The organism is Photobacterium toruni (genome assembly GCF_024529955.1).
Taxonomy (GTDB): Bacteria; Pseudomonadota; Gammaproteobacteria; order Enterobacterales; family Vibrionaceae; genus Photobacterium; species Photobacterium toruni.
This window is the reverse complement of the sequence record NZ_AP024854.1, coordinates 2,242,253-2,255,965: the sequence shown is the minus strand read 5'-3', so window position 1 is coordinate 2,255,965 and position 13,713 is coordinate 2,242,253. Positions and strand designations below refer to the sequence as shown.

The 13,713-nt window shown below is 39.6% G+C and carries 14 protein-coding genes; 6 read left to right on the top strand and 8 right to left on the bottom strand.

All coding sequences use genetic code 11. From position 1 onward, the window contains the following. Window positions 1–76 precede the first annotated feature (76 nt). Window positions 77–1,528, top strand: coding sequence for a tRNA uracil 4-sulfurtransferase ThiI (thiI, locus tag OC457_RS10700; RefSeq protein WP_080172771.1), 1,452 nt, complete (start codon window positions 77–79; stop codon window positions 1,526–1,528). A 99-nt stretch (window positions 1,529–1,627) separates the two neighbouring features. Here thiI and OC457_RS10695 read toward each other — a convergent pair whose 3' ends face one another. The 8 genes from OC457_RS10695 to OC457_RS10660 form a co-directional block, all read right to left on the bottom strand. Then, a complete protein-coding gene (locus OC457_RS10695; protein ID WP_080172773.1) occupies window positions 1,628–2,236 on the bottom strand; it encodes a DJ-1 family glyoxalase III in 609 nt (202 codons plus the stop codon). After that, window positions 2,229–3,134 (bottom strand): 2-dehydropantoate 2-reductase, encoded by a 906-nt coding sequence (gene panE, locus OC457_RS10690; RefSeq protein ID WP_080172775.1) that lies wholly within the window; start codon window positions 3,132–3,134, stop codon window positions 2,229–2,231. The genes OC457_RS10695 and panE overlap by 8 nt, the downstream gene beginning before the upstream one ends. 109 nt (window positions 3,135–3,243) lie before the next feature. Continuing rightward, on the bottom strand, window positions 3,244–4,050 hold the full coding sequence (locus OC457_RS10685) for a nucleoside-specific channel-forming Tsx family protein (RefSeq protein ID WP_080172776.1): 807 nt from the start codon (window positions 4,048–4,050) through the stop codon (window positions 3,244–3,246). Window positions 4,051–4,368: 318 nt separating this feature from the next. Continuing rightward, on the bottom strand, window positions 4,369–5,757 hold the full coding sequence (locus OC457_RS10680; RefSeq protein WP_080172778.1) for an AmpG family muropeptide MFS transporter: 1,389 nt from the start codon (window positions 5,755–5,757) through the stop codon (window positions 4,369–4,371). A gap of 179 nt (window positions 5,758–5,936) precedes the next feature. Beyond that, window positions 5,937–6,305, bottom strand: a complete 369-nt coding sequence (locus OC457_RS10675; protein WP_080172780.1) for a hypothetical protein — start codon at window positions 6,303–6,305, stop codon at window positions 5,937–5,939. Window positions 6,306–6,359: 54 nt separating this feature from the next. Further along, entirely contained in the window at window positions 6,360–6,911 is a 552-nt protein-coding gene (locus OC457_RS10670; protein ID WP_080172781.1) for a peptidylprolyl isomerase, read from the bottom strand. Next, window positions 6,911–7,486 carry a YajG family lipoprotein gene (locus OC457_RS10665; RefSeq protein WP_080172783.1) on the bottom strand — a complete coding sequence of 192 codons (576 nt, stop codon included), beginning with the start codon at window positions 7,484–7,486 and terminating at the stop codon, window positions 6,911–6,913. Before OC457_RS10665 ends, OC457_RS10670 begins: the two co-directional genes overlap by 1 nt. An 80-nt stretch (window positions 7,487–7,566) precedes the next feature. Next, a complete protein-coding gene (locus tag OC457_RS10660) occupies window positions 7,567–8,691 on the bottom strand; it encodes a methyltransferase (protein ID WP_080172785.1) in 1,125 nt (374 codons plus the stop codon). A 152-nt stretch (window positions 8,692–8,843) separates the two neighbouring features. On the opposite strand from OC457_RS10660, the gene bolA reads away from it, so the two are divergent. The 5 genes from bolA to OC457_RS10635 all read left to right on the top strand — a co-directional run bounded on the left by bolA (window position 8,844) and on the right by OC457_RS10635 (window position 13,708). Then, window positions 8,844–9,149, top strand: a complete 306-nt coding sequence (bolA, locus tag OC457_RS10655) for a transcriptional regulator BolA (protein WP_080172786.1) — start codon at window positions 8,844–8,846, stop codon at window positions 9,147–9,149. A gap of 564 nt (window positions 9,150–9,713) precedes the next feature. Continuing rightward, a complete protein-coding gene (locus OC457_RS10650) occupies window positions 9,714–11,054 on the top strand; it encodes a Na(+)-translocating NADH-quinone reductase subunit A (RefSeq protein WP_080173310.1) in 1,341 nt (446 codons plus the stop codon). A 3-nt stretch (window positions 11,055–11,057) separates the two neighbouring features. After that, window positions 11,058–12,302 carry an NADH:ubiquinone reductase (Na(+)-transporting) subunit B gene (locus OC457_RS10645; RefSeq protein WP_080172788.1) on the top strand — a complete coding sequence of 415 codons (1,245 nt, stop codon included), beginning with the start codon at window positions 11,058–11,060 and terminating at the stop codon, window positions 12,300–12,302. Further along, on the top strand, window positions 12,292–13,083 hold the full coding sequence (locus OC457_RS10640) for a Na(+)-translocating NADH-quinone reductase subunit C (protein WP_080172789.1): 792 nt from the start codon (window positions 12,292–12,294) through the stop codon (window positions 13,081–13,083). The genes OC457_RS10645 and OC457_RS10640 overlap by 11 nt, the downstream gene beginning before the upstream one ends. Further along, a complete protein-coding gene (locus tag OC457_RS10635) occupies window positions 13,076–13,708 on the top strand; it encodes an NADH:ubiquinone reductase (Na(+)-transporting) subunit D (RefSeq protein ID WP_036795778.1) in 633 nt (210 codons plus the stop codon). Before OC457_RS10640 ends, OC457_RS10635 begins: the two co-directional genes overlap by 8 nt. The last annotated feature ends 5 nt before the right edge of the window (window positions 13,709–13,713 follow it).

The following is a 13,713-nucleotide window of genomic DNA, read 5'->3' as shown; positions in this document are numbered from 1 at the left end:
GTATAATTCGCGCCTTTAATTCCGTTTGGTACTTTATTCTGTTTGGTACTTTAGACCCAGTGAAGCGAAGTGTGTTATGAAATTTATAGTTAAACCACATCCAGAGATTTTTGTTAAAAGTGATTCAGTACGTAAGCGTTTTATCAAAATTCTTGAGTCTAACCTGCGCATTATTTTAAAGCGTCAGTCAGAGTCTGTTAGTGTTTATAATCGTCGTTTTTCGTTAGAAGTGAACGAACCTGATGAAACAAAACGTGACATGGTGCTTACAGCCTTAACGCAAACACCTGGTATCCACCACTCACTTGAAGTTCAACAGACGGAATTTACTGATCTTCATAATATCTTTGAGAAAACACTAGAGCTTGTTGGTGATAGTCTTGACGGTAAAACATTCTGTGTACGCGCAAAACGTGTAGGTAAACATGATTTTACCTCGATTGAAGCTGAGCGTTATGTTGGTGGTGGTCTTAATCAAGCGATTGAGTCTGCAAAAGTAAGACTGAAAAAACCTGATGTTACGGTTAATATTGAAATTGAGAATAACTTACTTAACCAAGTATTATTCCGTCATAAAGGGCTAGGTGGCTTCCCTCTTGGTACACAAGAAGATGTATTAAGCCTTATTTCTGGCGGTTTTGACTCTGGTGTTTCAAGTTACCTTCATATTAAACGTGGCAGTAAAGTACATTACTGTTTCTTTAATCTTGGTGGTCCTGTCCATGAGATTGGTGTTAAGCAAGTTGCACACTTCTTATGGAAAAAATACGGTTCATCTGCCAAAGTTAAATTTATCGCGGTTGATTTTGATCCTGTTGTTGGCGAGATCTTAGAAAAAGTCGATGATGGTCAAATGGGCGTGATCCTTAAGCGTATGTTTATGCGTGCAGCGGGTCGTGTTGCTGAAAAATTTGGCATTCAAGCATTAGTAACGGGTGAAGCGTTAGGTCAAGTATCTAGCCAAACACTCACGAATCTACGTCATATTGATGGTGTGACTGATACTTTGATTCTGCGTCCGCTGATCAACTGGGACAAAGAAGATATTATCGATGTATCGCGTCAAATTGGTACTGAAGATTTTGCCGCAACCATGCCAGAATTCTGTGGTGTAATTTCAAAGAGCCCAACAGTTAAAGCAGTGAAATCAAAGCTTGAAATTGAAGAAGCGAAATTTGATTTTACTATTCTTGATCGCGTTATAGATGAGGCACGAGTGATGGATATTCGTGAAATCGAAAAACAGAGCCAAGAACAAGCCCCTGAAATTGAATTAGTAGAGCAGATCTCTACTGATGCTGTTGTGCTTGATATTCGTAGCCCAGATGAAGAAGACGAAAGTCCGCTAGAGCTTGACGGTGTGGAAGTAAAACATATTCCATTCTACAAGTTAGCGACTCAATTTGGTGATTTACCAAAAGATAAGACTTACTTACTTTACTGTGCTCATGGTGTGATGAGTCGTTTGCAAGCGCTGTACTTGAAAGAGAATGGCTTTGAGAACGTAAAAGTATATCGCCCATTATAATTAATGCCATGTGCGCGGATCTCATGCCGTGCTTGTGACATCAAAAAGCCCTCAATGATCTGATCATTGAGGGCTTTTTATTTTAAAAAATGGCTTATGTTAACGTTCAGGCATGACGTCGTAATGCATGTTTGGCCACACCACCATTGATTCGGCAATAGCAGCTGTTGTGGCTTTATTGGTGAGTTGAGTAACAAGATCAAGCGCAAATTCTTGGGCTGTACCTGGACCTTGACTGGTCAACAAGTGAGCATGCTTGTCATACACAACACGCTTAGGGCGTAATTGTGGTGCTGGAATTTGGTTATGGAAAGCAGGATGACAGGTCATAAGCGCTTTAGTAAACATATCATTAGCAGCAAACATAATCGCAGGTGTAGCACAAATAGCGGCAATTAATTTACCGTCATAATGGTGTTGTTTAACAAACTCAACCACTAATGGGCTATCTCGAAAATGCTCAGCTCCTGCAACACCTCCGGGTAATACCACAGCATCAAATTGTTCATCGGCAATCGTAATTAATGCCGTATCCGCCACCAGTTTAATGCCGCGCGAACCATCAACAATTAATGCGCCATCTTCTGCTGCACTGGCAACAATAACCTCAAATTGAGCCCGTTTTAAAATAGAAATGGTATTAATTGCTTCCATTTCTTCACTGCCAGGGGCAATACAAACAACGACGCGAGGACATAACTCAGGCATGGTCTAGTGACTCCATGTGTTTAATAGCCTGCCATAATTGATAATTTATAGGTGTATCAATGTCATGGCGTTGGGCTTGTTGAACTAAATACCCATTAATATAATCGATTTCAGTGAGTCGATGATGAAAAATGTCACGATTCATCGAGGAATAGTTATTGGCTGTCGCTTTAATAACATTATCAACTTGGTGACGAAGCTGCTGTTGAGTGGTCAAAAAACCTTCCGCTGTCATAACTTGTGCCACTTCTAAACAAATACTATCGAGTTGGGATTGGTAGCAAGGAAGGGCTAAATCGCCATTAGTACATTGATGGATAGCCGTCAGCGGATTAATGGCACAATTGATGGCCAGTTTTTGCCACAGTGGTTGATAGATATTAGCTTGCCATTGGGTTGGTGCTAAAGCGGCATTAAACAGTGCCGCAATATAAGATAAAGGTTGTGCTTGCTGATTAATTGCACCCAGTGATGTTTGCCCTAAACCAGTATGCTGAATGGTTGTTGGGGTAGGTTTGAAAGCTGCTTGAGAGGTGGTTGCATAGATTATCGGGTTATGAGGTAGTAATTGCTGAATTTGCAACTGAGTACCGATGCCATTATGCATAATAACTACTACGCAATCGGTATTTAAATAAGGCAATAATGGTGTAAGTGCTGTTGTGACTTGAAAGGCTTTGACAGTAACAATTAACAGTTCACAAGCGGCGAGATCATCAGGGCTATTACAGCTAAAAGAATAGCTATTCGTGGTGGTTGGCGTTGTTAATTCATTAAAGTGCAGGGTTGTTTGGGTCTCAGAATGTCTGGTCCATAACTGCACATTGTGTCGTTGTTGGGTTAATTTTATGGCCCATAATGCACCAATAGCACCAGCACCTAGCAGGGTTATGTTCACAGTTTAATCCGTTATTAGCCTAATTTGTCGCATCATAACATCGTGGCTAATTACAGCGATCAAAAAAAGGCGCTATCAGCGCCTTTTTTTATGGTGTTATACCGTCAGCTTAGAACTTGTAAGATAGGCTGAAGTATTGTGAAACACCTGATGATTTAAGACCGAAAGTACCGTCATCAATACCGTAGACATTGTGGTAAGCTTTTAGACCGTAACCAACTGCGTAGCGATCAGTGTGCCATACGATACCGTTGTACATCACGCCGCCATTGCTTGCTGATGTGTATTCTTTCTTCATACCAAATTGGTAATCAATGTAACCTTGGTAAGAGATGAAAGTACCGTTTTCAAAGGTGTAAACCGGCTTGAACCAGTTAGTCGATACTTGGTAACCGTTCCAGTCTTTAACGTTCATGTCATACAATGAGTAAACGTTAAAGCCCATTTTACCTAACCATGGCACTTCAATATCAGAACCTAGACCAACGAAGTAATTGTTTACGCCGCCGTTGTTACCGCCCCAGTTAAATAGTGTTGCAATATAAAGTTCTTTTACTGGACCGAAAGATAGGTCTTTACCTGTTAATGCGTCAAGAGAAATGCGCGGTGCAAATTTCATGAACATTTTATCATCAGCAGATGCTTTATCACTGCTATTAGAGTTAGTTAGGTTAAATACATCAACATAACCATAAAGATCAAAGATTCCTGAACGACCGCCAAATTCCATTTCTAGGTAATCGTGGCCTGAATGTGCATCTGCAGGGCGAGGTAATTCTTTTAGCGCGTACATTAAGTTGAATTGCATCCACTTATAATCATTTTTGTGGATGTTGTCAGAGTAATCTGCCGCATTAGCTAACGAAGGTAATGCTGTTGCTGCTAAAACGCTTAATGCTACTAGTGATTTGCGCATCTTGTTATCTCGCTCATGTTGATCTAGATAGATGGTGGGATTTGGCCGCCCGTTTTGTTGGCGGTGATTCTAGTGCTTTATTGCACGTTTGGGAATGAAACGTTTGCGCAATCCTTTTCTATTTGTGATCACGATCTATTGTAATCGATTACATTAGTTAAAAATGTGATATTGATCCATTGAAGAATGATTCAAGTGAACTTTATCTAAACTTAATAGACTAACGGCTTTTTGATTTTTTTGCTTTTAGACATAAGAAAAGGAAGTTAACTTAATTAATATTAACTTCCTTTAATATGGTTATTTTATTGATAGCTTTTAAGGCTGACGGGTGGATGCCGCGGTAATATTAAGGGCCGAATTATTAGCTAATATTCGAATTAATATTAATACGGGAATACCCATTAAAGCTGTGGTTAAGAAAAATACATTATAGCCAAAGTGATCAACATAAACGCCGGAGAAACCCGCTATAAATTTAGGAAATAACACCATTATTGAGCTAAATAACGCATATTGAGTCGCTGAGAAGGCGACATTGGTTAAGCTTGACATAAAAGTAATAAATGCAGCGGTTGCTATACCTGCACCTAGATTATCTGCTGAAATAACCACGGTTAGCATTTCAAGGTTATTACCGACGTAGCTAAAGATAATAAATAATAAGTTCGTGATCGCTGATAATAGTGCACCGAGGGCGAGTATTTTAAGCGTGCCAAATTTACTGACTAAAATACCGCCTAGCCCTGCACCCGCAATAGTCATTGCGACACCAAAAACTTTTGAAATTGATGCTACTTCGTTTTTAGTAAATCCCATATCAACATAAAACACATTCGACATGACGCCCATCACGATATCGGAAATACGATAGCAGCTGATTAACAATAGAATTAAGAGTGCATTTTTTCCATAACGCTGAAAGAAATCTCGAAATGGCATAATAACAGCAGTGTAAAACCAAGCACTTAAATTGGCATGATGCTTACTGTAGCCTTTATTGATAAGTTCCAGTTTATAATCGGTTTCTATTTTATTTATTGCACTATTATCAATGGTGGGTTCTTTGACAATAAAAGTAGTAATAACGCCAATAAGCATCATTGCCGCCATGATAAAGTAGGCACTTTGCCAGCCACTTGGATCATAACCGGTATCTGAGCCGAACCAAGCAGCAAAAGCTAATGCACCAGCACCTGCCATGATCATTGCTAAGCGATAACCGGCTAAATAGGTTGCTGATAATGCCGCTTGCATGCGCTCCGTTGCCAGTTCAATACGAAAAGCATCAATAACAATATCTTGAGTTGCAGAGGCAAAAGCGACCAGAATGGCAAAAATAGCAAATTGAAATAAGTCTGTTTGAGGGTTACTTAATGCCATGCCACACAATGATAATATAATTATAATTTGTGAAAATAGCATCCAACCGCGACGACGACCAAAGAGACGAGAAAAAACAGGTAATGGAAAACGATCGACTAATGGCGACCAAGCCCATTTAAAACCATAAGCTAAAGCGACCCAGCTAAAAAAACCAATACTTGTTTTACTTACATCAGCTTCACGAAGCCAAAAAGACAGCGTACCAAAGACCAATAAGATCGGTAATCCTGATGAGAATCCAAGGGCTAACATGATCAAGGCTTTAGGGTTAGCGTATACTCGCCAGCCCTGAGTATTTTGTTGAGGTGCCGCTTTATCCATATATTCCTCTGGAAATCAGGGTAACAATACTCGTCGCGAGGGTATTGAATTTTTAAAATTTCGATTGTGAATTGAAAGCTTATCAGCTCTCAGTTTCTTACGCATTGACTTGATGATTTTCAGACAAATATTTTACGGTTTAATTCTGTCTTATAGGTAATTTAGATAAATTATTAATACTAAGGTCGATTTGTCATGGCTATTTGGGGGCAGGGACCGATATTGAGTAAATAACAGCTAAGGGTTGCGACTTTGTGCTGAATAAAGCTGTCTCCCATTAATTGATAATCACTAATACCATTTAATGTCTGTATTAAGGCCCAATAACTGGCTTCATATTGATTGGCAGATTGGGGATTATCATGAGGGAGAACCCACCATTGTGCTAATTGATGATTAAACAAATTTTGTAGTTGCACATAAGTAATATTACCGTGACTGGCGGCAATCGCATTAAAAGCGAGAACAGGCGCGTTATCAGCAATAAACTGCTGTAAGCTTTGTTCTTGTGCTGGTATAGCGGGGCGATTATAAGCAAGAGTCAACATAGACGTCACCTGTTACGTGAGTGATTACGCACATAAACAGGTGACGTAATCACATTATTTAATAACTTTCATAGCTTCAATAATAATCGGTTGTTGTGGAATATCACTCATACCGGTTTGTGGATTAGATGTTGTCGGTATGGTTGCCATTTTTTCAACAACAGGAAAACCTTTTATTACCTTACCAAATACAGCATAGCCTGTGCGGTTGCCTTGGGTATTTAAGAAATCATTATTTGCGAGGTTGATATAAAACTGACGAGTGGCTGAATTTGGATTTTGAGTGCGTGCCATCGCAATGGTTGCAATATTATTTGGTAAGCCATTATCAGCTTCGTTTTTGATCGGTGGGTAGCTAGGGCGTTGTTTTAATGCTTGATCAAAACCGCCACCTTGAGCCATAAATCCCGGAATTACACGATGGAAAATAGTACCAACATAGCTACCATCATCAACGTAACGTAAAAAGTTTTTGGTTGTAATGGGTGCTTTAGCTTCATTTAGCTCAACAGTAAAATTACCTAGATTAGTCGTAACAAGTACTTTTGTAGCGGCACTAACTGGTAATGCTACCAATAAGCATAAAGCGAATAAAAAACGTGACATTATATATTCTCCGTAAGGTATTTATTTAATTCACTATCATTAGCGATTTCATTGAGTATAGAATTGATGAGTTTATTCATGCTTGTTGCAATATCTTTATTCGATGCCGTTAGTGCATCTTCACGACTTGAATTGCCTGAGTAACGTTTAATAAACTGGCCATTCGGTGTTTTTACGCTTAGTTGCAATTGCAGTTCACTGTGCATGTTATATTTCACGAGTCCCTGTTTTATTGTGACTAGTGCTTTTTCAATGGTAACTGCCATGATTGAAGTTGCATGGTTATTAATCCTAAACCCTTGCCCTGCAAGTTGCTGTGCTAATACGTGATGTAATGTTAATGATATCGGTTGTTGAGGCTGAATAACCTGCACATTTTCAGTACTGCCATTATCTATTACCGCGATATAACTATTGGGTGCTTTGTCAATACAGCTGAGGTTGAGGGTCTTGTTGTGTGCCCATGGCTGTGGCGTAAAGACAGCGGTTGGCATTAATGCAAGAGGGGCTGGTGGTGTAGCAGCACATGCACTTAATAGCAGTGTTGATACTAGGACAAAATATTTTTTGATCATAAAGCATTCCCTTTGCTTGTCAGTAAAAGTGGATAATTATTGCCGTTTAACTATCAATTTAAACGACAATAAATGTTGGTTTATTTTATTGCACGTAATACAACAAATTTATCATTACTACCAATGGTGTCGACTTTCGCGAAAATACGGCTTAATTTTTCATGGTATTTGAGTTGGCGATTACCAATGATAATTAACTCTCCATGTTGACGTAATACTCGTTGAGCATCACAGAACATTTGCCAAGCGATATGATCGGTGATGGTGTTGTTTTGATGAAATGGTGGATTACATAACACTAAATCTGCACTTTGATTATCAATGTTATCAAGGCAGTTTGATGCTATTACATTAAATTTTTTTGTTGTTGGCAGGTTTAACTGCGCGTTCTCACGACAAGAAGCTACAGCCATAAAGCTTTCATCAACACAGGTAACATTGGCATGTGGGTTTAATCGAGCGGCTTTAATTCCAATCACACCATTACCGCATCCAAGATCAATAATGTCCTTATACTGTGATTTTGATGGAATAAACTCTAATAAGAATCGACCACCTATATCCAAGCTATCACTTGAGAATACATTAGCATAATTAGTTATTGTTAAATTATGCTCAGGCACAGCCCAGCTTGTTGGCTGTGGCATTGGCGCTGTTAATAACTTATTGACGGTAGTAAAAATGAGTCGTGCTTTTTTTACCGCTAATGATGTTTTTGTTGTACCCAAATATTTTTCAAATAACTTTAAGGTTGAAGAATGAATTTCTTTTACTTTTCCCGCTGTAATAACCACACAGTCTTGAGGTAATACTTGGCAAAGTTGTTGTAATTGCCAACTTAAAAGACGATTATTTTTCGGTTGTTTAATTAGTACTAATTGTGGTTCAGTGGGTAAATCAGCTAAACAGTCAATAATAGTGACTGTCGGTAAATTATTTACACTTAGGTTATTAATAATGGCTTGCTGAGTAATAAAGGAATCTGTCACCGTTGTTACAGGGGCTTGATTTGCAAACCAACAACTTAATGCTCCAAAATTATCATTAAGGATTAATATTGGTCGTTGAGGATCAAGCGCCATTGTATGACAATGGTTGATCAAATATTCATCTGCGGCATCCCATGCTTGCAGGGTTTCATTTTTGCGTACTGGAAAACGGGTTAGCGTTAAAGTACGTTGATGCAAGGTTAGCTCTGGTTTCATTAAGAATAACTTTCGAGTATGTTGACGAAGAAATAGTAGAGCATTTTCGCAGAACAGTGAAAAGCTTGAAAGGAAATCTATCAAGTTAATATCATAATAATGAGTAATTATTATGATTAGTGGTAATAAAATGCTTTTTAGTTGAGGATATTATGATCCAGCCCCAAATTGAAACAAAGTTAAATCACACGTTCTCTCCGCTATATATTGATGTTATTAATGAAAGTTATATGCACAATGTACCTGATGGTTCTGAAAGTCATTTCAAAGTTATAGTTGTAAGTGATCAGTTTGAAGGCCAACGTCTTATTGCTCGTCATCGAGCCGTAAATCAGTGTTTAGCGGATGAATTGGCTAATTATATTCATGCGCTTGCTATTCATACTTATACAAAATCAGAATGGCAACAACAACTTAATGTACCAACATCACCTAAATGCCATGGGGGTCAACATTAGATAAATAATAAAGAAGTCAGAATTATAAGATCGTTAACCAAACGGTTTTTTATGACATATTCAATAAGTCACACTGTTGATTGTTGTTTATTCTGATTACCCATTAAATGTTAATGATATGGTAAAAATAGTAATAACCATCACACGCTTGATGATAAAAATGTATTTATGTTGATGTGATGTGCTAATGAGTGATATTTTTTGCAATATTGTTAAATATTTTGTCATATTTTAAATTTCATATTTATGTAAAAAAATCCCGTAAATGTGCAGTTGATCATATTTATTAGTTAATAAACCTATTGCGTCTTATTTGTTGCGTGGTTTTCACTCGTAATCGAGTGGATTACCATAGAAAAAACGAGTTAATTAATGGTAGAATCGCGGGCTGAAAAATTACTCGCGCAGTAGTGTTTGTAGCGAGATAGTTAACTGGATGTTGCGATACGGAGTCGTTCAGTGATTGCTGTCACTGCCTGTTCATCGGTATCAGGCCAAGGAACGTAGTATCTTTATTACGCAATATGAAAATTCTTTTTTCCCTTTAATGTAGTGCAAGTGCGTATGATTACAATAAAAAAGGGTTTGGATATCCCAATTTCAGGGACTCCAACCCAGGCGATACACGATGGCAATGCCATTTCTAAAGTCGCCTTGCTTGGCGAAGAATATGTTGGTATGCGTCCTACAATGCATACTCGCGTAGGGGATGTAGTGAAGAAAGGTCAGGTTCTTTTTGAAGATAAAAAGAATCCGGGCGTTAAATTCACTGCGCCAGCTAGTGGCAAGGTAATAGAAGTTAATCGTGGTGCTAAGCGCGTTCTACAATCAGTTGTTATTGATGTGGAAGGTGATGAGCAAATTACGTTTAATAAATATGAAGCAGCACAATTAGCACAGTTAAGTCGTGCAGTTGTGGTTGATCAGTTAGTTGAGTCAGGCATGTGGACAGCGCTTCGTACGCGCCCGTTCAGTAAAGTACCTGCTGTTGGTTCAGAATCGAAAGCGATTTTTGTTACTGCAATGGATACTAATCCATTAGCGGCGAACCCAGAAGTTATCATCAATGAGCAAAGTGAAGCGTTCATTGCTGGTTTAACTGTGCTTTCTCGTTTGACTAGCGGCAAAGTTTACGTGTGTAAATCAGGTGCAAGCCTACCTCGTTCAGCTGAAGCGAACGTTGAAGAACATGTATTCAATGGTCCACATCCTGCAGGTTTAGCCGGTACACATATTCATATGTTGTTCGGTGCAGACGTTAAGAATATTGCATGGAATATTAATTACCAAGACGTAATTGCGTTTGGTAAATTGTTCCTTACTGGTGAAATTTTCACTGGTCGTGTAGTAGCTCTTGCGGGTCCTGTGGTTACGAATCCACGTTTAGTACGCACACAAATCGGTGCTTCTATTTCTGAACTAACTGATTCAGAAATGATGCCTGGTCAACTGCGTGTACTATCTGGTTCAGTACTTAATGGTGTTAAAGCTGAAGGTGTTCATGGATACCTTGGTCGTTACCACTTACAAGTTTCTGCATTACGTGAAGGCTATGAGAAAGAATTCTTAGGCTGGATCGTTCCAGGTAAAAACAAGTTTTCTGTTACTCGTGCCTTCATGAGCCAGTTCTTCCCAGGTCAGTTGTTCAACATGACAACAACGACTAACGGTAGTGAACGTGCCATGGTGCCAATCGGTAATTACGAAAAAGTAATGCCACTTGATATTGAACCAACATTATTACTGCGCGACATTTGTGCAGGTGATATTGACAGTGCACAACAACTGGGCTTACTAGAACTGGATGAAGAAGATCTAGCACTATGTACGTTCGTGTGTCCTGGTAAATATGAGTTTGGTCCAATGATGCGTGAGTGTTTGGACAAAATTGAGAAGGAAGGGTAATTCATGGGTTTCAAGAATTTCCTCGAAGGCATCGAGCACCACTTTGAACCAGGTGGTAAGCATGAGCGTTGGTTTGCGTTGTATGAAGCGTTTGCCACTCTTATGTATACGCCAGGACAAGTGACGCGTTCATCTGCGCATGTTCGTGATAGCATCGATCTTAAACGTATCATGATCATGGTATGGTTTGCTGTATTCCCTGCGATGTTCTGGGGTATGTATAATGTTGGTGATCAAGCTATTGCTGGTCTTAACCACTTATACACAGCTGACAAATTAACAGCAATTATTGCTGCTGACTGGCATTACTGGTTTACCCAGATGCTAGGCGGTACTCTATCAGCATCTGCTGGTTGGGGTAGCAAGATGCTACTAGGTGCAACTTACTTCCTACCTATCTACGCAGTTGTCTTTGCGGTTGGTGGTTTCTGGGAAGTGTTGTTCTGTATGGTACGTAAGCATGAAGTTAACGAAGGTTTCTTTGTAACTTCTATTCTTTTTGCATTGATCGTTCCGCCAACACTACCACTTTGGCAAGCAGCTTTAGGTATTACCTTTGGTGTTGTTGTCGCAAAAGAAATTTTTGGTGGTACCGGTCGTAACTTCCTTAACCCAGCACTTGCTGGTCGTGCTTTCCTATTCTTCGCATACCCAGGTCAGATTTCTGGCGACCTAGTATGGAATGCGGCGGATGGTTTCTCTGGCGCGACACCGCTAAGTCAGTGGTCTCAAGGTGGTCAAGCAGACGTAGTTAACACTATTACTGGTCAATCAATCACTTGGATGGACGCTTTCGTTGGTCATCTTCCAGGTTCAATTGGTGAAGTATCAACACTTGCTATCTTAATCGGTGGTGTGTTCATTGTTGTTATGGGCATTGCTTCATGGCGTATTATCGCTGGTACAATGATCGGTATGATCGTTGTTGCAACGCTATTTAATATCATTGGTTCTGATACTAACCCAATGTTTAACATGCCTTGGCAATGGCACCTAGTTCTAGGTGGTTTTGCGTTTGGTATGATGTTTATGGCGACAGATCCAGTGTCGGCTGCGTTCACCAATAAAGCAAAATGGTGGTACGGCGCACTGATAGGTGCAATGGCTGTAATGGTACGTGTAGTTAACCCTGCATACCCAGAAGGCATGATGCTAGCGATTCTATTTGCTAACCTATTTGCACCTCTATTTGACAACCTAGTTGTTCAAGGCAACATCAAACGGAGACTGGCTCGTCATGGCAAGTAATAAGGATAGCTTCTCAAGAACGCTGATTTTTGTTGTAGTATTGAGCCTTGTGTGTTCAATCATCGTATCTACAGCAGCAGTTGTTCTACGTCCAAAGCAACAAGAAAACGCAGTACTAGACGTACAACGTAATATTCTTGCTGTTGCAGGTCTATTAAATAAAGACACTAACATTAAGCAAACGTACAACCAGTTTATCGAGCCTAAGCTTGTAAACATTGATACGGGTAATTATGTTGCTGAAGTTGATGGTCAAAATGCGGCGCAATACAACCAACGTAGTGCTGCGAAAAATCCAGCTGAATCTATTTCGCTTCCAGCAAATGAAGATTTTGCGAAGATCATTCGTCGTGCAAACGTTGCAACGGTATATCTTGTAAAAGATGCAGCAGGTCAGACTACAAAAGTAATTCTACCTATTCATGGTAACGGTCTATGGTCAATGATGTACGCATTTGTTGCTGTTGCGACAGATGGTAATACTATTGACGGTATCACTTACTATGATCAGGCGGAAACTCCTGGATTGGGTGCTGAAGTTGAAAACCCAACATGGCGTGAGCAGTTTGTTGGTAAGAAGTTATATGATATGAACTTCAAGCCTGCAATTAAAATTGTTAAAGGTGGCGCTCCAGCTGGTAGCGAGCACGGTGTTGATGGTCTTTCTGGCGCAACGTTAACAAGTAATGGCGTACAGCATACCTTCGATTTCTGGTTCGGTGCTCAGGGCTTTGGTCCTTACCTTGCTAAGTTACGTGCAGGAGATCTGAATAATGGCTGATACTAAAGAAATGAAAAAGATCCTATTTGGACCTTTTATCAGCAATAACCCAATTGCATTACAAATTCTTGGTGTTTGTTCAGCGTTAGCGGTAACTACTAAGTTAGAAACTGCGTTTGTAATGACAATTGCAGTAACATTGGTAACTGCATTTTCGAACTTTTTTGTATCATTAGTTCGTAATCAAATTCCAAACAGCGTACGTATTATTGCGCAAATGGCGATTATTGCATCATTAGTAATCGTGGTTGACGAAGTATTACGTGCATACCTTTACGATGTATCAAAGCAGCTGTCTGTATTCGTTGGTTTGATCATTACTAACTGTATCGTAATGGGTCGTGCGGAAGCATACGCAATGAAATCTGCACCAGTACCCGCATTTATTGATGGTATCGGTAACGGTTTAGGTTACGGTTTTGTACTTATTACTGTAGCTTTCTTCCGTGAGCTTTTAGGCTCAGGTAAGTTATTTGGTATGCAGGTATTGCCACTGGCTTCTGATGGCGGTTGGTATCACCCGAACGGTCTAATGCTGTTGGCTCCTTCTGCGTTCTTCCTAATTGGTTTCATGATCTGGATTATTCGTACTTTCCGTCCAGAACAAATAGAAGCGAAGGAGTAAGAGGA